This window comes from Tropicibacter naphthalenivorans (assembly GCF_900176475.1).
GTDB lineage: Bacteria > Pseudomonadota > Alphaproteobacteria > Rhodobacterales > Rhodobacteraceae > Tropicibacter > Tropicibacter naphthalenivorans.
The window spans coordinates 419,129-437,231 of the sequence record NZ_FWXX01000001.1; the positions used below are offsets into that span (position 1 = coordinate 419,129).

General features: G+C 66.7%; 17 protein-coding genes and 1 tRNA gene. 10 read left to right on the forward strand and 8 right to left on the reverse strand.

Translation table 11 applies throughout. The features are described from left to right. Nucleotides 1–179: 179 nt before the first annotated feature. From purH to B9A11_RS02050, 3 genes are all read right to left on the reverse strand, one after another. Nucleotides 180–1,769 carry a bifunctional phosphoribosylaminoimidazolecarboxamide formyltransferase/IMP cyclohydrolase gene (gene purH, locus B9A11_RS02040; RefSeq protein WP_058246014.1) on the reverse strand — a complete coding sequence of 530 codons (1,590 nt, stop codon included), beginning with the start codon at nucleotides 1,767–1,769 and terminating at the stop codon, nucleotides 180–182. 67 nt (nucleotides 1,770–1,836) lie between these two features. After that, a complete protein-coding gene (locus B9A11_RS02045) occupies nucleotides 1,837–3,585 on the reverse strand; it encodes a heparinase II/III family protein (RefSeq protein ID WP_058246013.1) in 1,749 nt (582 codons plus the stop codon). Between the two features lie 117 nt (nucleotides 3,586–3,702). Further along, nucleotides 3,703–4,956, reverse strand: a complete 1,254-nt coding sequence (locus B9A11_RS02050) for an RsmB/NOP family class I SAM-dependent RNA methyltransferase (RefSeq protein WP_058246012.1) — start codon at nucleotides 4,954–4,956, stop codon at nucleotides 3,703–3,705. A 77-nt stretch (nucleotides 4,957–5,033) separates the two neighbouring features. Here B9A11_RS02050 and B9A11_RS02055 point away from each other — a divergent pair, with 77 nt between their 5' ends. After that, complete coding sequence (locus B9A11_RS02055) at nucleotides 5,034–5,228, forward strand: DUF1674 domain-containing protein (protein ID WP_058246011.1); 195 nt, start codon at nucleotides 5,034–5,036, stop codon at nucleotides 5,226–5,228. 23 nt (nucleotides 5,229–5,251) lie between these two features. Here the strand turns inward: B9A11_RS02055 and B9A11_RS02060 are convergent, their stop codons facing one another. Together B9A11_RS02060 and dapB are read right to left on the reverse strand one after the other, a co-directional pair. After that, nucleotides 5,252–6,805: a calcium-binding protein gene (locus B9A11_RS02060; protein WP_058246010.1), complete on the reverse strand. Its 1,554-nt coding sequence runs from the start codon at nucleotides 6,803–6,805 to the stop codon at nucleotides 5,252–5,254. 125 nt (nucleotides 6,806–6,930) lie between these two features. After that, nucleotides 6,931–7,746 carry a 4-hydroxy-tetrahydrodipicolinate reductase gene (dapB, locus tag B9A11_RS02065; protein WP_058246009.1) on the reverse strand — a complete coding sequence of 272 codons (816 nt, stop codon included), beginning with the start codon at nucleotides 7,744–7,746 and terminating at the stop codon, nucleotides 6,931–6,933. A gap of 89 nt (nucleotides 7,747–7,835) precedes the next feature. On the opposite strand from dapB, the gene rbfA reads away from it, so the two are divergent. The 7 genes from rbfA (at nucleotide 7,836) to lpxK (ending at nucleotide 13,723) form a co-directional block, all read left to right on the forward strand. After that, a complete protein-coding gene (gene rbfA / locus B9A11_RS02070) occupies nucleotides 7,836–8,231 on the forward strand; it encodes a 30S ribosome-binding factor RbfA (RefSeq protein WP_058246008.1) in 396 nt (131 codons plus the stop codon). Next, the gene (locus B9A11_RS02075) at nucleotides 8,231–8,977 is read left to right on the forward strand and encodes a phosphodiester glycosidase family protein (RefSeq protein ID WP_058246007.1); all 747 of its coding nucleotides are present in this window, start codon (nucleotides 8,231–8,233) and stop codon (nucleotides 8,975–8,977) included. The genes rbfA and B9A11_RS02075 overlap by 1 nt, the downstream gene beginning before the upstream one ends. A 66-nt stretch (nucleotides 8,978–9,043) precedes the next feature. Beyond that, a complete protein-coding gene (locus B9A11_RS02080) occupies nucleotides 9,044–10,390 on the forward strand; it encodes a TldD/PmbA family protein (protein WP_058246006.1) in 1,347 nt (448 codons plus the stop codon). Next, complete coding sequence (locus tag B9A11_RS02085) at nucleotides 10,377–11,150, forward strand: 3'(2'),5'-bisphosphate nucleotidase CysQ (protein ID WP_058246005.1); 774 nt, start codon at nucleotides 10,377–10,379, stop codon at nucleotides 11,148–11,150. The genes B9A11_RS02080 and B9A11_RS02085 overlap by 14 nt, the downstream gene beginning before the upstream one ends. 129 nt (nucleotides 11,151–11,279) lie before the next feature. Continuing rightward, a complete protein-coding gene (locus B9A11_RS02090; RefSeq protein ID WP_058246004.1) occupies nucleotides 11,280–11,519 on the forward strand; it encodes a DUF4170 domain-containing protein in 240 nt (79 codons plus the stop codon). Between the two features lie 3 nt (nucleotides 11,520–11,522). Then, nucleotides 11,523–12,728, forward strand: a complete 1,206-nt coding sequence (locus tag B9A11_RS02095) for a 3-deoxy-D-manno-octulosonic acid transferase (RefSeq protein WP_234988706.1) — start codon at nucleotides 11,523–11,525, stop codon at nucleotides 12,726–12,728. After that, nucleotides 12,728–13,723: a tetraacyldisaccharide 4'-kinase gene (gene lpxK / locus B9A11_RS02100; protein ID WP_058246003.1), complete on the forward strand. Its 996-nt coding sequence runs from the start codon at nucleotides 12,728–12,730 to the stop codon at nucleotides 13,721–13,723. The genes B9A11_RS02095 and lpxK overlap by 1 nt, the downstream gene beginning before the upstream one ends. Here the strand turns inward: lpxK and B9A11_RS02105 are convergent. Continuing rightward, nucleotides 13,709–14,572: an N-formylglutamate amidohydrolase gene (locus tag B9A11_RS02105; RefSeq protein WP_058246002.1), complete on the reverse strand. Its 864-nt coding sequence runs from the start codon at nucleotides 14,570–14,572 to the stop codon at nucleotides 13,709–13,711. The two genes, lpxK and B9A11_RS02105, sit on opposite strands and share 15 nt — an antisense overlap. Nucleotides 14,573–14,724: 152 nt before the next feature. Between B9A11_RS02105 and B9A11_RS02110 the strand changes: the two genes are divergently transcribed. Further along, nucleotides 14,725–14,799, forward strand: a tRNA-Val gene (locus tag B9A11_RS02110). Nucleotides 14,800–14,899: 100 nt separating this feature from the next. Then, the gene (gene ykgO, locus B9A11_RS02115) at nucleotides 14,900–15,025 is read left to right on the forward strand and encodes a type B 50S ribosomal protein L36 (protein WP_007792261.1); all 126 of its coding nucleotides are present in this window, start codon (nucleotides 14,900–14,902) and stop codon (nucleotides 15,023–15,025) included. A 147-nt stretch (nucleotides 15,026–15,172) separates the two neighbouring features. On the opposite strand, the gene B9A11_RS02120 is transcribed toward ykgO, so the two are convergent. Further along, nucleotides 15,173–16,867, reverse strand: coding sequence for a peptidoglycan-binding domain-containing protein (locus B9A11_RS02120; protein ID WP_058246001.1), 1,695 nt, complete (start codon nucleotides 16,865–16,867; stop codon nucleotides 15,173–15,175). 56 nt (nucleotides 16,868–16,923) lie between these two features. Continuing rightward, nucleotides 16,924–18,096, reverse strand: coding sequence for a phenylacetate--CoA ligase family protein (locus B9A11_RS02125; protein WP_058246000.1), 1,173 nt, complete (start codon nucleotides 18,094–18,096; stop codon nucleotides 16,924–16,926). Nucleotides 18,097–18,103: the final 7 nt, after the last annotated feature.

An 18,103-nucleotide genomic window follows, 5' to 3' on the forward strand; every position in this document is an offset into this window, starting at 1 on the left:
CGCTGATCCATGCGGCATTTGCCCAAGATGTGACCCGTTTACCGCAACCATCCTTGCGTTTTTCCGCCGATGGTCGCCCATGGCGGGCGCAAAATCGCGCACCATCCGTCAAACATGTGTATCAGATACAACAACGGGGCCAAGGCGTCTGCCCGGCCCCGCTGCCTGTTCAAACGCCCTTAGTGTCGGAAGTGACGCATCCCGGTGAACACCATCGCCAGACCGGCCTCGTCGGCGGCGGCAATGACTTCGTCGTCACGCATCGAGCCACCCGGCTGGATCACGCAGGACGCGCCCGCAGCAGCGGCTTCAAGCAGACCATCGGCAAAGGGGAAGAACGCGTCGGACGCCACGGCAGAGCCCTTGGTCAGCGGCTCGGGCAGGCCCAGCGCCTCGGCCATACGCTCGGCCTTTTTGGCGGCGATAAGCGCGCTGTCCACGCGGCTCATCTGGCCCGCGCCGACACCCACGGTGGCCCCGTCACGCACGTAGACGATGGCGTTGGATTTGACGTGCTTGGCGACTTTCCACGCGAACAGCAGGTCAGCCATCTGTTCAGCGGTCGGCTGCACCTTGGTCACAACCTTGAGGTCTTCCAGCTCGCGGCGGCCAATGTCCTTGTCCTGCACCAGCATCCCGCCAGAGACCTGACGGTAGGTCAGACCCGGCTCAACCGCGTTGGCCAGACCGGGGGTGATCAGCAGACGCAGGTTCTTTTTCTTGGCAAAAATGTCGCGTGCGCCCTGATCGGCACCGGGGGCGATGACCACTTCGGTAAAAATCTCGGCGATCTTTTCGGCGGTGGCGGTGTCCAGCGTTTGGTTCAGCGCCACGATGCCGCCAAAGGCCGAGGTACGGTCGCAGTCGAACGCCTTTTGGTAGGCCTCAAGGATGGTCGACCCGGTCGCCACGCCGCAGGGGTTGGCGTGCTTGATGATCGCGCAGGCCGCGCCATCGCGGGGCAGGAATTCCGACACCAGCTCATAGGCGGCATCGGTGTCGTTGATGTTGTTGTAGGACAGCTCTTTGCCCTGAAGCTGCTCGGCGGTGGCGATCCCCGGACGCGCAGAGCCATCCACATAGAACGCCGCATCCTGATGCGGGTTCTCGCCGTAGCGCAGCGACTGTTTCAGTTCGCCAGCAAAGACGCGGCGGCGCGGGGTTTGCTCGCCAATCGCCGACGCCATCCAGGTCGACACGGCGGCGTCATAAGCGCCGGTGCGCGCATAGGCGATCTGGGCGTGGCGCTGGCGGAAGGCGTAAGAAGTCTGGCCGTCGTTGGCGTCCAGCTCGGCCAGCAGCGCGTCATAGTCCTGCACGTCCACCAGCGTGGTCACAAAGGCGTGGTTCTTGGCCGCGGCGCGGATCATCGCCGGACCGCCGATGTCGATGTTCTCGATCATCTCGTCATACTCGGCCCCGCGCGCCAGAGCGGCCTCGAACGGGTAGAGGTTCACCACCAGCAGGTCGATGGCACCGATGCCGTGCTCTTCCATCGAAGCCACGTGCGAATCGTTGTCGCGCAGCGCCAGCAGGCCGCCGTGGACCATCGGGTGCAGCGTCTTGACCCGGCCATCCATCATCTCGGGGAAATTCGTCACCTCGGACACATCGCGCACGGCAATGCCCGCCTCGCGGATCGCCTTGGCGGTGCCGCCGGTCGACAACAGCTCGATGCCGCGCGCGTCCAGCGCCTTGGCCAGGTCGATCAGACCGGTCTTGTCGGAAACAGAAAGAAGGGCGCGGCGGAGAGGCGCGAGATCGGGCATGTGGGTTCCCCCAAGGGCGGGCATGTCGCGGTCAGGGGCGGTGGCCCCAAGACATGCAAGGTTAGCGTCAGACGTTCACGTCCACCTCATCCCTTGCAAAGTCGCGCACGGCAATGGCCGTGTCCTGCGCCTTGGCCAAAGACCAGCGGACGCGCGTCGCATACTGCATTGCGCGCCCGGATAAAACGATTTGCTGTGTCGCACGTGGCCGCAAACGACCTTTTTCCAGATAAACCGACGGCATCAGGGCCATTTCGACCGCTCCGTCGAACCTCAGCACCCAGATTTCGCCCGATCGCAGCGCCAGAGAGGCCGCCGTGCCGCCCATATCCACCGCCACATCGACCTCTGGGTGCAGATGGAATCGAATCTCATAGGCGATTCCCCCCAGTTTGGCGCGGTCCATGGCCTTGTCGAACCGCTTTTTGCCCGCGTCGTCCAGCGCCACGAGGTAATCCTCGCCGGACAGGCTGCGGCCATCGAGGCTGAGTTCCAGCGACCGCGCGTGGGTCAGCCCTTGGTGGCGGGCATAGCCGTCCTGGCCGCCTTCGAACCGGTGCGCCTGCGCGCCCGCGTTCATCTGCACCGGCACGTGGGTCGGCGCGTCCTCGAGGTATTCGCGGTTGGCGGTGCCGTCCCAGCGGGGGTTGGCCAGCCGCGCGCTGGAATAGCCCTGAAGGCAGAGCGTCGAATGCGACAGCGTGGCCCGGCCCGCGCGCCGCCAATCCTCGCCAAAGCCGCTGCCAGAGCCACAGTTGACGATCACCTGCCGCCGGCCTGACGTCAGTTCGAACCCAAGGGTCGAGGCATGCGCATTGCTGGACGCGAGCCCCGAGGGCGGCTTTGCTGCATCGACAATCACCGAAGTGCGCCCCGCCGAGAGCCGCGCAAAGCCCATGGCCAGCCCGTCCGGCTGCCGTTTCTTGATGCCCGAGGCGGCCAGCGCCTGATCGAGCCGCCCGTCCAGCCCCTTGCCGCCGCCGTGAAAGCGCGCCAGCCCGCCGTCCGCGTGGCGCAGGGTGCGCAAGGTGGGCGCGATGCGGCGGATGGCGGACAGGTGATCCGGGTCGGGGTCGTGCCCCGCCTCTTCCAAGGCCGCTTGCGCCCATGTGAGCAGGGTGAAAACTTCCAGCAATTCCTCGGGGTTGCGGGTGGGAATGCCGCCCGCTTCGTCCACCTGCCGCGCGCATTCACGGCCAAGGGCTTGGCGCGCGGGGTCGATATGCGTCTCCATCCCTTCGAGCGAGAGACCAGCATAAAGCAGCCCCGTCATCGCCTCGATCCGCGCAAGGCCCGGCGCGGCGGACCCACCGCGCTTGGCCAAGAATTGCGTTTGCGCCGCAAGGGCTTGGTAGTATTTACGGGCTTTGTCCGCGTCCTGCCCGCGCAGCAGGAACAGCGCGTGATGCACCCAGCGGATCACCCGCCGCCCCGCCAGTTCCGGCGTCCAGCCGGGGCCGCGCCCGTGGCCGTAGGCGTCGATCCACCCCCACAGCCAGTCCTGCGCCAGCCCGCGGGCCTTTGCATCGCCAACAGCGGCCAGATCATCAAGCCACGCAAACCCTTGAAGTTCCTCGGCAAAGGCCGCATCAGGCGCGTCAATCTGCCACGGGATGCGCCCGTCCGCCTCGACCAAATGGCCCGCGAACATCAGGTTCCCCGCCATCATCTGCCGCCCGCGCGCGAAATACCCGATCGTGCGCGGTTCGGGCTGCGAGACAAAGCCGTTCGCAGGTTTGGCGCGCGCCGCAAGACGTGCGTGCACACGGTTCAAGAGCCGCGCATGCGCGGCCTGCCATTTGCGTGTGATGGCCATGGGTACTGCTGCCTCTTGCCGCCCCTTTGGGGGCTTGTTGCGCCGCAGTCTAGCCCGAGGGCCGCGCGAAGTCACCTTTCAAACGCGCCACATTTTAAGGAACCGTTAACTGTTGCTTTACAGCTTATGCAGCGCCGCCATGTAGAATCCGTCCATGCCGCCCCTGGCCGCCCAGTAGTCGGGGCGCAGACGCAGGCCGCCCTCTTCAGACCGCCAATTTTCCTCGATCCAATCGAAGCTTAGCGGAACGGTCTCGATGCCAGGATGGCGCGCGAGGATCTCGTCGATGTGGCATTCGCCCTCATCCGGGATCAGGCTACAGGTGGCAAAGACCAGCCGCCCGCCGGGGCGCAGCAGGTGCAAGGCGTGCTCCAGCATGGCCTCTTGCAGGCCGATCAGCTCAGAGATTTTCTCGCCCTCATGGGCGTGCGGCAGGTCGGGGTGACGGCGGATCGTGCCCGTCGCGGAACAGGGCGCGTCCAGCAGGATGGCGTCATACTCGCCTTGGTGTTCCAACGCGTCGCCCTCGACCAAAGTCGCCTTCAGCCCCGTGCGGTCAAGGTTTTCCTGCACCCGCGCCAGACGCGCGCCGGACAGGTCGAGCGCGGTCACATTGGCCCCCGCCGCCGCCAGTTGCAGGGTCTTGCCCCCGGGCGCGGCGCACATGTCCAGCACGTTCAACCCCTTGACGTCGCCCAAGAGTTTCGCGGGCAAGGCGGCGGCCACGTCCTGCACCCACCACTCGCCCGTGTCGAAACCCGCCAAGGCGCTGACCTGCCCCGCATCGCGCAGGCGCACGGACCCGGTGGGCAGCAGTTCTCCGCCCAGACGTTCAGCCAAAACCGCCCCGTCCCCCTTGGGGGTCAGGTCCAGCGGCGCGCCTTCGAAATGGACACGCTCCATATTGGCGACGGCCTGCGGGCCCCATGCCTCGACCAGCGGGTCACGCAGCCAGCGCGGCAGGCGGGGAAAGCGCTGTTTCGACCACGCCTCTGGCCCTTCATCGGCGATCTTGCGCAGCACGGCGTTGATCAGCCCCTTGGAGCTTTGGGTGTCCTTGCGGGCGCTGGCGATCTCGACGCAGTCGCTGACCACACCATGGGCCGCGCCCCCGGCGCAGAGCTCATACGTCCCAAGCCGCAGGATGTTCATCACCCGCGGCACCGCCTTTTTCCGCATGTGCTTGGACAGCAGGCGGTCGGCGCGCTCCATCCCGCGCAGGGTTTCCGTCGCCAAGCGCTGCGCCGCTGCGCGATCCGCCGGGGCCAGCGCCTCTAGGACGCGGCTTTCGGACAGGGGGCGGCCCATCTCGATCACTTGATCCAGCATGTCGACGGCGGCTTTGCGGGCGGGGCTTGGGGTGTTGGTCATGCGGTCTCTCCGGGGCGGGGACTTGCCCCGTTGCTGCGCGCCCGTATATCAACGGTGCAGATACGAGGAAACCCGCCATGTCCGACACGCCCGAATCCGAAAAGCGCGACCTGCCCCCCGCCGCCCAGCGCGCCCTTGCCGAAGCGGCCGAGCGCCGCGCCAAGGCCGACGCCGAGGCCGCCGCCCGCCCGACCGAGCTTGGCGGGCGCGATGGCCCCGATCCCGCGCGCTATGGCGACTGGGAGAAAAAGGGCATCGCCATCGATTTTTGACGGTGGGCGCGGCGGCCCTTGCGTCAAAAGACGAACAGCTCCGCCGTTACATCCGCCGCAACCGTCCCGCCCAGCTCGACGGTGAAATAGGCCGACGACACCACAGCATTGCCCCAAGCGTTGTCGGCGATGGTCAGGCTGGCAAAGCTGAGCCCGCCGATTTCGCTGAGGTCGACCACATCGTCCGCCGCGTCGAAATCTGTGATGAAATCGGCGCCGGGGTCGCCGTCGGTCTCATCCTGGAAAAAGAACACATCCGCGCCGCCAAAGCCCACCAGCAGGTCGTTGCCAAGGCCGCCATAGATCTCGTCGTCGCCGGTGGTGCCCAGCACGATGTCTTCGCCGCCCGCGTCGCCGCCGTTGTGCTGCGAGTAGATGAAGGCATCCCCCTTGAGCAGGCTCAGGTGATAGGACGGCGCGCCATCATAGGCCGCGATCCCGCCCGCTTTGCCAAAGGAGACAAGCTCGATCTCGGTCAACTGACCGGTAAACTGGCCTTGGATATAGACGCTGCCGCTGTCGCCGGGGTCCATGTCCGGGCCGGTATAGGTCAGGATCAGGTCGTCGCCCGCGCGCGCAAAGGTGACGTTGTGGATCGCCTCTTGGGTCGAGGCAAAGCCCAGCAGCTCGATCACGTCGCGGTCAAAGTTCGACCATTTCGGCGAGGTTGCGCCGCGCCCGTTGTCCAACACCCGGTCGTGGTCGGCGGTGGTCACGTCAACGCTGTAGATGTCCCGGCCCCGATTGCCATACAGCCGGTCGTTGCCCAAGCCCCCGGTCAGGCTGTCGACGCCCCAGACGCCGAACAGGATGTCATTGCCCGCGCCGCCGAACAGCGCGTCGTTGCCATCTTCGCCGCGCAGAATGTCCACCGCATCGCCGCCATACAGGGTGTCACCCCCCGTCCCGGCCCAGATCCGGTCGACGCCTGCTGCGCCGTGGATCAGGTCACCGTCCGCGCCGCCGTACAAGTAGTCGCCGCCGTCTTCGCCAAGGATCGTGTCGGCCCCATCCCCACCCCGGATCGTATCGCGCCCGGCCCCGCCAGAGACATAGTCATCGCCCGCCAGCCCGTTCAGCAAATCGGCAAAGCGCCAGCCGGTGATGATGTCCCGCCCGGCGGTGCCCGTATCCCCCGGCGCAAAGCTGTAGAGCGTGGTGCTGATGACCGCGTCGCTGACCTTGAGCTCTTCGATCCGGGCGTTGGGAAGCGCCGCGCTATACTGGTTGAGGATGCGGATCGTGCCGCCGATGAACCCGTCATCATAGACGGTGCGGCCTTTGTCCGGCGTGGTGATGACCAAGTGCTGCCCGTCCGCACCAACGCGCACAAAGCGCGTCAGGCCGGTTTGGAACGTGGATTGAAACGCCAGCGGGGGCAGCCCCTGAATGCGGTCGATGCTGTCATCCGCGGCGCTGGATTCGCTGATGTCATACTGTGGCACGGCCCCCAGCGCGGCGCTGAAATTCAGCGCGTAGGTATCGGCGCCCGCGCGCCCCAGCAGCCGCCAATGCCCGCCCGATACCCCCAGCAGATCATCCCCTGCGGAGCCAAGCCGCGTTCCCGTCAAAGCCATGGATATGCCCCATCCTGCCCCGACGGCGCGATATCGCGCCCCAGATTCGGTAGCATATTACCCCATTCAGGCCATTTCCCCAAATCCCTGTCAAACAGGGGGCTTAGAAGGGATCAGGGCGCAGATCAGTCCTTGAGGCCCAGCACGTCCAGCATGTCGTATTCGCCGGGGGCCTTGTCCTGCCCCCAGAGCGCTGCCTTCAAAGCGCCGCGCGCGAAGAGCGAGCGGTCCGAGGCCACGTGCTTCAAGGTGATCCGCTCCCCGGCGGTGGCGAACAGCACCTCGTGTTCGCCCACGATGTCGCCGCCGCGCACCGCGTGAAAGCCGATGTCGCCCTGCTTGCGTGCGCCGGTGATGCCGTCGCGGCCCCGGTCCGAGACCTCGTCCAGCTTGACCCCGCGCCCTTCGGCGGCGGCTTCACCCAGCATCAGGGCGGTGCCCGACGGCGCGTCGACCTTTTTATTGTGGTGGGATTCGATGATCTCGATGTCCCAGTCGATGTCCAGCGCGGCGGCGACCTTTTTCGTCACGGTGGTCAGCAGGTTCACCCCCAGCGACATGTTGCCCGCCCGCACGATCACCGCGTGATGCGCCGCCTTGTGGATGCGCGCCAGATCGTCCTCGGACAGGCCGGTGGTGCCGATCACATGCACCGCCCGCGCCTGCGCCGCCAGATCGGCGAATTCCACCGTCGCGGCGGGCGCGGTAAAGTCGATCACCGCTTGGGCGCGGGCAAAGGCTTCGAGCGGGTCATCGCTGACCACAACGCCCAAGGGCGCGCCGCCCATGGCCTCACCCAGATCGCGCCCGACCCAATCGTGGCCCGACCGTTCCAGCGCCCCGGCGAGTTTCAGCTTGTCCGAGGCCAGCACCTCGCGCACCAGCATCTGGCCCATCCGACCCGAAACACCCGTAATGACCACACCGGGACACTCTGTCATCGCTCTCTCCTGCGTCACGCGTAATTTGTGCCCTCTTACCCTGCGCAGACCCGCTTGGCAAAGCCCGTCAATGGGCCTACATCAGGGGCATGGCACATAAAAACTCTCCTGACGGTCCCGGACAAAGCCAACGCCAGCTGCGCGTGGGTGAAATGTTGCGCCGCCGTCTGTCCGAAGTCCTGCAACGCGGCGAGATTCACGATCCCGAATTGAACCGCATGGTCATCACCGTCGGCGAAGTGCGCGTGTCCCCGGACCTGCGCATCGCGACCTGCTACGTGGTGCCTTTGGGCGGTCAGGGGCAGGACGAAATGTTCGAGCTTTTGCACCGCAACCGGGGCGAATTGCGCCGCGCGGTGGCGAACGGACAAAAGCTGAAATTCGCGCCAGAGCTGAAGTTCCGTCTGGACGAGACCTTTGACCGGCTCGACGACACGCGCCGCATGTTCGCCGACGAAAAAGTCCGCCGCGACATCGAAAGCTGATGCGCGAAGCGGCGGCTTTCCTTGTTTGTCTGGCCCTGATGGCCATGGGCTCGGGCGCTTCGGCGGTCGAGTGTCGCAACGTGGAGTTCGACGGCAGCCGTTACGCGGTCTGCGAGGTGAATGCCGCGGACGAAGAGCTGCACCTGTTCCGCGCCGATCCTAGTGGGCAGCCCTACGGCCATTTCGCGCCCTTGGCCGAGGACCTGTCGCGCGGCGGCGAAGAGCTGGTCTTTGCCATGAACGCGGGCATGTACCACGAGGACCGCAGCGCCGTGGGCCATTACGTGGAAAACGGCGTCGAGCAGATGCGCGTCATCTCGAACCCCGGTCCCGGCAACTTTGGCCTGCTGCCCAACGGCATCTTTTGCATCCGCCCGCAGCGCGCCGACGTGATCGAAACCCGCGATTTCCTCGAACAAAAGCCCGACTGCCGCGACGCCACCCAATCGGGGCCGATGCTTGTGATCGACGGCGAGTTGCACCCGCGGTTCCTGCCGGACAGCACCTCGCGCTATATCCGCAACGGCGTGGGCACCTCTCAGGATGGCACCCGCGTGGTCTTTGCCATTTCGAACAACACCGTGACCTTTCACGAATTTGCCCGGCTGTTCCGCGACGCCCTTGGCCTGCCGAACGCGCTGTTTCTGGATGGCAATGTCTCGCGGCTGTTTGCCCGCGATCTGAACCGCGCCGATCTGGGGCGGCGCATGGGGCCGATCGTGGCGGTCACCGAAGGCCGTCCTTAGCCCCGTTTCCCTTGCACTTGGGCGCGTTGCGGCCTACCTCGGGGGGACCCCAACACCGAGGCTTGCATGCGACCTTCCCCCAGTGACCTGACCCTTGCCCTTCTTGATGCCGCCAAAAAGGCGGGCGCGGACACTGCCGACGCCATCGCCGTGACCGGCACCGCCCTGTCCATCGACGTGCGTGACGGCAAGCTGGAACAGGCCGAACGCGCCGAGGGCAGCGACATCGGCCTGCGGGTCTTTGTCGGGCAGCGCAGCGCGGTGGTCTCTGCCAGCGACACCCGGCCCGAGACGATGCAGGCCATGGCCGAGCGCGCGGTTGCCATGGCCAAAGAAGCCCCCGAGGACCCCTACGCCGGGATCGCCGATCCGTCGCTGCTGGCGACCGACTGGGACGTGGCCGCCTTGGAACTGATGGACCCGAGCGCCGAGCCCGCCCCCGCAGAGTTGCAAGACGACGCCCGCCGCGCCGAAGCCGCCGCGCAGGCCAATCCCGGCGTGACGCAGGTACAGTCCGCATCCGCCAGCTACTCGCTGCAAGACGTGGCTTTGGCGGCGTCCAACGGCTTTGCGGGCGGCTATCAGCGCAGCTCGCGCAGCCTGTCCTGCGTGGCGATTGCCGGCGAAGGTCTGGGAATGGAGCGGGACTACGACGGCGACAGCCGCACCTTTCAGGCCGACCTTCGCAGCGCCGAAGAGATCGGCCAAAGCGCCGCCGAACGCGCCGTCGCGCGTCTGAACCCCAAGCGCCCCAAGACCGGCAGCTATCCGGTGTTGTTCGATGAACGCATCTCGTCCTCGCTGGTGGGCCACCTGATGGCGGCGATCAACGGCGGGCAGATCGCGCGCGGAGCGTCTTGGCTGCGGGACGCCATGGGCGAGCAAGTCCTGCCGGACCACATGTCCCTGATCGAAGACCCCCACCGCCCGCGCGCCGGGGCCTCGCGCCCCTTTGACGCCGAAGGCTTGCCCACCCGCAAACGCCGCGTCATCGACAATGGCACCCTAACCGGTTGGACCCTTGACCTTGCGAACGCGCGCAAGCTGGGGCTGGACAGCTCTGGCAATGCCGCGCGCTCTGTCACCGGCGGGGTGTCGCCGGTGGCGTGGAACCTCGAGCTGACCCAAGGGGATGCCAGCCGCGACGAGCTGATCGCGCAGATGGGCACCGGCCTGCTGGTGACCTCGATGATCGGCTCGACCATCAACCCCAACACCGGCGATTACTCGCGCGGGGCGGCGGGTCTGTGGATCGAGAACGGCGAAATCGCCTACCCGGTGTCCGGCGTGACCATCGCGGGCAACCTGCGCGAGATGCTGCGCCGCATCATCCCCGCCAATGACGCCCGCCCCTACCTGTCGCGCGTGGTGCCGTCGCTGCTGGTCGAAGGGTTGACCCTTGCCGGCGAGTGACCTGACCCTCTTGATCGACGCGGCCCACAAGGCCGGAGCCGTCGCCCGCAGCTTTGTCGGCGGCGATCTGGGCGTGGAATATAAGGACCACGACAACTCCCCGGTGACCAAGGCCGACCTGACCGTGAACGAAACGCTGGCGCAGCACCTGCGCGCCGCCCGCCCGGGCTATGGCTGGCTGTCCGAGGAAAGCGCCGATGACGAGGCCCGCCAACAGGCGGGACGAGTATTCATCGTCGACCCCATCGACGGCACCCGCAGCTTTATCGAAGGCTCGCGCGCCTGGGCCCATGCCCTCGCCGTGGTCGAACAGGGCCGCGTCACCGCCGCCGTCGTCTACCTGCCGATGATGGACAAACTCTATACCGCCGCCGAAGGGGCAGGCGCGCGCCTGAACGGCAAGCCCATCCGCGTCGGCCAGCGTCAGGACGTGACCAACGCCGAAGTCCTCGCGGTCAAGCACAGCCTCGATCCACAGTTTTGGCCCGGCGGTGTGCCGGACCTGCGCCGCGCGCACCGGCCTTCGCTGGCCTATCGGCTGAGCCTCGTGGCCGAAGGGCGCTTTGACGCCATGTTCACCTTTCGCCCAAGCTGGGAATGGGACATCGCCGCCGGAGCCTTGATCCTCTCCGAGGCCGGCGCGCGGGTGACCAACAAACGCGGTGCGGCGCTGCGCTTCAACAACCCCATCCCGCAGAACGACGGCGTGCTGGCGGCGAACCCGGTGATCCACGCAGGCCTGCTGGACCGGCTGATCTAAACAACCACCGGGCAGGCAAACAAACAGAAATCCTTTATCTTTCGGGGCTATGCCTTTGGGGCGCGCCCACCTTGCAACTTTGTGGTTAACAGGTAGGGTCGCACTAACCGGACCATTGGGAGACCCCTCATGCAACGTCTTCACCTTGTCTTCGGCGGCGAGCTTGTCGATCCGTCGAAAACCAAGTTCCGCAATGTCGATGACATTCATATCGTTGGGATTTTCCCCGACTACCAGACCGCCTACGACGCCTGGAAAGCCGAAGCGCAAAAGACCGTGGACAACGCCCACATGCGCTATTTCATCGCGCATCTGCACCGCCTGCGCGACGAAGAACAAGAAGTCTCGACCACCGAAGAACTGGGATAAGCCTTGGCGCCGCGCACTCTGAGCCTGACGGCCTACATGGCCTTTGCGCGCGGCACGCCCGGATCGGGGAACGCGGCGCCCCTGCCGGACCGCCCCGGCGGGCCGCTGGTGTGGGCGCACGCGGCGGGCGTGGAACAGGGCCGGTCGCTCGCCAGCCTCTGCGCGCGCATGGGGCAGATGCGCCCCGAGCTGAATTTTGCCCTGTCCGGCGACACCCCGGCGCAGCCCGGCGCGCTCAGCGTGACCTTGCCACCCGAATCGCCCGCCGAGTGCGAGCGCTGGCTTGCGGCGCTGCGCCCGGATGTCCTGCTGTGGAACGCTCATGACCTGCGCCCGGCCCTGCTGGCGGCGGCGCATAAGGCGGGCGTGCGGCTGATCGCCATCGACGTCACCGACAGCGGCTGGACCAGCCCCGCGCCGCGCTGGCTGCCTGACCCGGCGGCGGCAACCTTGGCGCTGTTCGACAGCCTCTATGCCACCGGCACAACCGTGGTGGGGCGCTTGCGGCGCATGGGCCTTGACCCGGATCGTATCCACAAGGGCGCGCCGCTCTTGGACATCGCCCAGCCGCTGCCCTGCGACGACGCCACCCACGAAGAACTGGTGACGCTGCTGTCGGGCCGCCCCGTCTGGTTGGCCGCGCGTCTGCACGCCGCCGAGGTCGAGGACATCCTGCGCGCCCACCGCCGCGCCGTCCGCCTTGCGCATCGCCTGCTGCTGGTGATCGTCCCGCAGGACGAGGACGAGGCAGGCGCAATCATCGAGGCCGCCGGTGCCGCCCAGATGCGCGTGTGCAACTGGGACCAAGGCGATACGCCGGACGAGAACACCCAGATCGTGCTGGTCGAAGGCCCCGAAGAGCTGGGCCTGTGGTATCGCATCGCCCCGCTTGTCTTCATCGGCGGCTCGCTGGTCACAGGCACCGGCGGGCACGACCCGTATGAGGCCGCCGCGCTTGGCTCGGCGATCCTGTATGGGCCGAACGTGGGCCGCTATCTGGGAGCCTATTCCCGGCTGGTCGAGGCAGGCGCGGCCCGCATCGTGCGCGACGCCGATTCGCTGGCGGGGGCGGTGTCCAACCTCGTGGCCCCGGACCAAGCGGCCAGCATGGCGCACGCCGGATGGGATGTGATTTCCTCTGGCGCGAAAACGGTGGATAAGGTCATCACCGACGTGTTCGAGACCCTAGACGAGAAAGCCACCGCCTGATGCGCCCACCCCTGTTCTGGACTACCCCGCCAGAGACCCCCTCTTGGCAGGCGCGCCTTTTGGCCCCGTTGGGCGCATTGACGGCGCGGGCAACGGCGCGGCGGGTGGCGCGCGCGCCCAAGTTCACCGCCAAGGTGCCGGTGATCTGCGTCGGCAACATCAACGCCGGCGGCACGGGCAAGACCCCCACGACCATCGCGCTGGTCCAGCATCTGGCGGCGCGCGGCATCACCGCCCATGTGGTGACAAGGGGCTACGGCGGCAACCTGCCCGGCCCCGTCGAGGTCGATCCGCGCAGTCACAGCGCCGCTGAAACCGGGGATGAGCCGCTGCTGCTGGCCGCCTTTACCCGCACCTGGGTCGCCAAGGACCGCGCCGCCGGGGCGCGCGCCGCACAGGACGCAGGCGCGCAGGCCATCGTGCTGGATGACGGCTTTCAAAACCCCGACGTGGCCAAGGACCTGAACCTGATTTGCGTCGACGCCGTGGCGGGCTTTGGCAACGGGCGCTGCCTGCCTGCGGGGCCGTTGCGTGAACCTGTCGCCACCGGCATGGCCCGCGCCGATCTGCTGCTGTCCATCGGGGCGGACGCCGCGCAAAGCCGCTTTGCCGACCAATGGCGCTCGCACATTTCAGTGCCCCATATGACCGGCCACCTTGCACCGCTGCAAACCGGGATGGACTGGGACGGGCTGCCGACGCTGGCCTTTGCCGGGATCGGCCACCCGGAAAAGTTCTTTGCCACGCTGCGCGCGCTGGGGGCCGACGTCAAACGCGGCGAAGCGCTGGAGGATCACCAACCGCTGACCCCTGCGCTGATGAAGCGTCTCGAAACCGAAGCCGCGATGATCGGCGCGCAGATGGTCACCACCGAAAAGGACGCCGTGCGCCTGCCCAGCGATTTCCGCCTCAAGGTGTTGACCCTGCCGGTACGTCTGGAGATTGCCGACACCGCCCCGCTGGATGCGGCGCTGGACGCGCTATTCAGCCGCTAACCGCTGCTCGCCGTCCAGCCCCAGCCGCGCCACATCCGCCACGATCCCGCGCAGCAGTTTGCGCACCTCTGGGAAGTCGGCATTGGGCCGGATCGCGGCCTCATCCATGTAAATCGACCTGTCGATCTCGATCTGGATGGCGTGCTGCCCGCGCGAGGGGCGACCATAGTGCTGCGTCGTATAGGCCCCGGCAAAGGGCGCATTGCGCGCCACCCGCAGACCGGCCGAGGCGAACGCCTCTTCGACCTGCGCCACGTACTCTGGCGCCGCCGACGCGCCAAATCGGTCGCCGATCACGATCTCGGGGCGCGGGCCGCTGTTGCGCAGGGTGCTGTCCAGCGCCTCTCGGGGCATGGAATGGCAATCAATCAGAATCGCTTCGCCAAAAATCCCGTGGGTTTGAGTCAAAAGCTCTGAAAGTTTTTCGTGATAGGGCTTCCAGATTCGCGCGATTCGTCCATCTGCCTCGGATTTAGGCAGCTTACCACGATAAATCGCCCGCCCATTTGCAACCACACGGGGAATCACCCCCAGCCCCGACGCCACGCGCGGGTTATGGCCCACGCGCCGCACCCCCTCGATCAAGGCCGGGTCCAGCTCATCCGCCGAGCGATTCAGATCAAGGTAGGCGCGCGGGGCATTCGCCCGCAAAAACGGCGCACCAAACTGCGGCGCACAGTCATAAAGCCTGTCTACAAAGGCATCTTCGCTGCTTCGGATGGTGGTTTCGTCCAGAATCGTCTGGCTCAGAAAGCTCCACGGATAGTCCCGACCAGAGTGCGGAGAGGCAAAAACCACCCGTGAAAGCTGGTTTTCGGGCATTTCCAAATGGTACGAGACACGCGGCATTCAGGGCTCCTTTGGAAAAAAATCATAGACTGAAAACATTGCGCGTCAAAAGCCCTTGATCCCCCCAAAGAACCCTTTTATAGACCCCGTCACCGGCGCAGACATCTGAGCCACTTGGCAACAAGAGGCACGGACACAAGCGCAGGCCATAGGCGTGATTAGCTCAGCGGTAGAGCACTTCGTTGACATCGAAGGGGTCACTGGTTCAATCCCAGTATCGCGCACCATGAATTCACTGCCCTGCACGGTTTGGGTTAAACCTAAACCGATTGCAGGGTATTGGCCGCAACATTGGCGCTCGCGCGCCGCGAACGACAGGAGATGACCATGAAGGTTGCAAACTCGCTCCGCTCGCTCAAGAAGCGCCACCGCGACTGCCGCGTTGTGCGCCGCAAGGGCCGCGTCTACGTGATCAACAAGACGCAGCGTCGGTTCAAAGCTCGTCAGGGCTAAACCACGCATCCGAACGGATATGAAGAGACCGCGTGCCACATGGGCCGCGGTCTTTTTGTTTTGCCTGTAGCTTGGTTTGCCCAACGGCTGGGTGGCGCGGCGGGCCATCAGGCCCATGTTGCGCGGCGGGCCATCAGGCCCGACAAGCTACCGCCCGCCCAGCACACCATCGGCCAGCAACCGCACCACCGTCTGCTCGTCAAGGAACCCCGACACCCGCAGCCCGCGCGTTTCCTGGTACTTGCGAATCGCGCGCCGGGTGTCTTGGTCAAAGCTCCCGTCCACCTGCCCCGGCTCCAGCCCCAGCTGCCCCAGCCGCGCCTCGGCCAAGCGCCGCGCCACCACGTTCAGGTTCAGGCTCTGCTCTTCGGCGCGCGCCTGCACCGCCTCTCGGTCCTGCGCCTCTTCGCGGTCCAGCTGGTTGATGCGCATCCGCGCCTCGTTGGCAAACGCCCCCTGCGGCCAGGCCGACAGGTAGCTGCGATAGCCCGCCACGCTGTTCAGCGTGTCCGCCCGCGTCCAATCGCGTCGGTCCTGCGCGGCGGCGCGATCCGCGCGGCGCTCGTCGATGGCCCGCAAATAGCCCTTGGCCTCTTCGGCAAAGATCCCCTCGGGGTAGCGTTCCAGATAGGCGCGTAGCCCCGCCTCATCGCCCACCCCTTCGACCTCGGACCAAAAGACCCGCTCGGCCCGATCCGCTTCGGCCTGCTTGCGGCGCGCCTCTTCTTCGAGCTCGGCAGCACGGCGGGCGGCTTGGGCATCCAGACGGGTGATCTGCGCGCGGGTCAGGTAGCCGCTGGCCACCTCGCCCGATTTGGTCTGCCACTGGGTGACAGCGGCGCGGGTGCCCCGGCCAAATATCCCGTCGATCCCGCGCGTGTTGTACCCGAGGATCGACAGGTCGCGCTGGATTTCGCGGCGCGCATCGCGCGTCAGGTCCAACGCCTCTTCGGCGCGGCGCTCGGCGTAGAACGGCTCTGCCTCGATGGCCTTGACGCGCTGGCTGGCGGCAGAGGCATGCAGCCCCTCGGGGTAATTGCGCAGGTAGGCGCGGTAGCTGTCCGCCGTGTCGCTGCGCTGCGCCAGCACCCAAGCCGCCTCGTCGGCGCTGGTATCTACCGGCGCGGGTGGCGTCTCGGGGCGACCCCCAACGTCACCCGCGCGCAGCAGCACCAGCGCGGCGGGGGCAAAGCCCTGCACGTCCAGCTCATAGCGCTTGGCCGCAGGCACCAAGGGCGCATCCACCCGCATCAGATCGCGCGCGGCAAAGCGCGCCACATCCGCCGCCGGCCCCCGCACCACCGTCACACCTTGAGGGATGTCCAGCGGGCCGATCCCGGCGCTCAGATAGGGGCCAACCTGCGGCTCTGCCGGGGTTTCGCCCAGCACCAGCAGCGCCCGCCCCGGATAGCGCGCAAGGATCGCCATCACCGTATCCAGCGCAAAGCCCTGGGACAGCGCGGTCGCCTCGTCCACGTCTTGCGCCTGCGAGGTCGGCAGCAGATACGTCCCCCCCGGCGCGTGCACAAAGGCCCCCGCGAGGATCACCACCACCGGGCCGTCGTCCCCCTCGAGCGCGCGCACGAAATCGGCAAAGCCCGCGCGCATTGCCTGCCCGTCCGCGTCCTGCACCGATGCCACGTCAAAGCCGCGCTCGGTCATGGCCTCGGCGGCAACGCCCACGCGGGTCGCGCCCAAAAAGGTCTGCACGGCGTTGAATTGGCTGTTGCCGATCACCAGCGCGTCGCCCGCGGCCAACGCGGTGGACGCCCACAGGCCTAGGACAGGGCCAAGGACCGGACCCAGAACTGGACCAAGAACAAAGGGGGCAAGTTTACGCATGACGGTTCCTCCTGCCCCAAAAGGTACGCCACGCGCGCCTTGGAGCAAGGGGAATGTCAGTCGTAGCTGCGCATGTCCTCGATCACCAAGCCATCGCGCGGCAATCCGCCGATCGGGACCAGCTCGACCCGGCCCTTGAGCTTGAGCACGTCGACGATGGTGGCCTCATAGGCCGCAGGATCGCTGGCCTCGGTTTCGATTCGCACGGTCATCACGTCCATCTCGCCGTCGCGGTCGGCAATCACACGGGCGCGGGCGATCTCGGCGTGTTTGGCGACCAGCTGCGCCACCTGCTCGGGGCGCACGAACATGCCCTTGATCTTGGTGGTCTGGTCGGCGCGGCCCATCCAGCCCTTGATGCGGGTGTTCGTCCGCCCGCAGGGGCTTTCACCCGGCAGCACGGCGGACAGGTCGCCCGTGGCAAAGCGGATCAGCGGATAATCGGGGTTGAGCGTCGTCACCACGACCTCGCCCACCTCGCCGGGGGCCACAGGATCGCCGGTGCCGGGGGTGACAATCTCGACGATGACTCCCTCGTCAAGGATCATCCCCTCTTGCGCGGGGCTCTCATAGGCGATGTTGCCCAGATCGGCGGTGGCGTAACACTGCAAGCACGCGATCCCCCGGTCGGCATAGTACTGGCGCAAGGACGGGAACAAAGCCCCGCCGCCCACCGCCGCACGGGTGATTTTGAGCTCAAAGCCCATCTCGTCGGCCTTCTCAAGGATCACCTTGAGGTAATCGGGCGTGCCCGCATAGGCGGTGACCCCCACGTCGCGCGCCGCCCGCGCCTGTAGCTCGGTCTGGCCCGTCCCGGCAGGCAGCACGGCGGCGCCAACCGCCCGCGCACCACTCTCAAAGATCATACCCGCCGGCGTCAGGTGATAGCCAAAGCAGTTCTGCACAATATCGCCCTGCCCAATGCCGCAAGCGTGCAAAAAGCGCCCCATGCGCCACCAGTCGTGGCTGACCCCGCCCGGCTCATAGATCGGCCCCGGCGACTGGAACACATGCGCCAGGTTCGACACGGGCAAGCCCCCAAAGGGCGGGTTTTCCGCCTGCCGCGCCGACAGCTCGGCCTTGCGCAGCACCGGCAGCCCCGCCAGCGCCGCCAGACTGTCCGCCGCGTCCATGCCGTTCTTGGCCAGTTGCGCGTTCAGCGCCTGTAGCTGGGCGGCCTCGCGTTCGTCGCGCGAACGCGTTTCAAGCGAATCGAAATAGGTGCTCATGCCACCC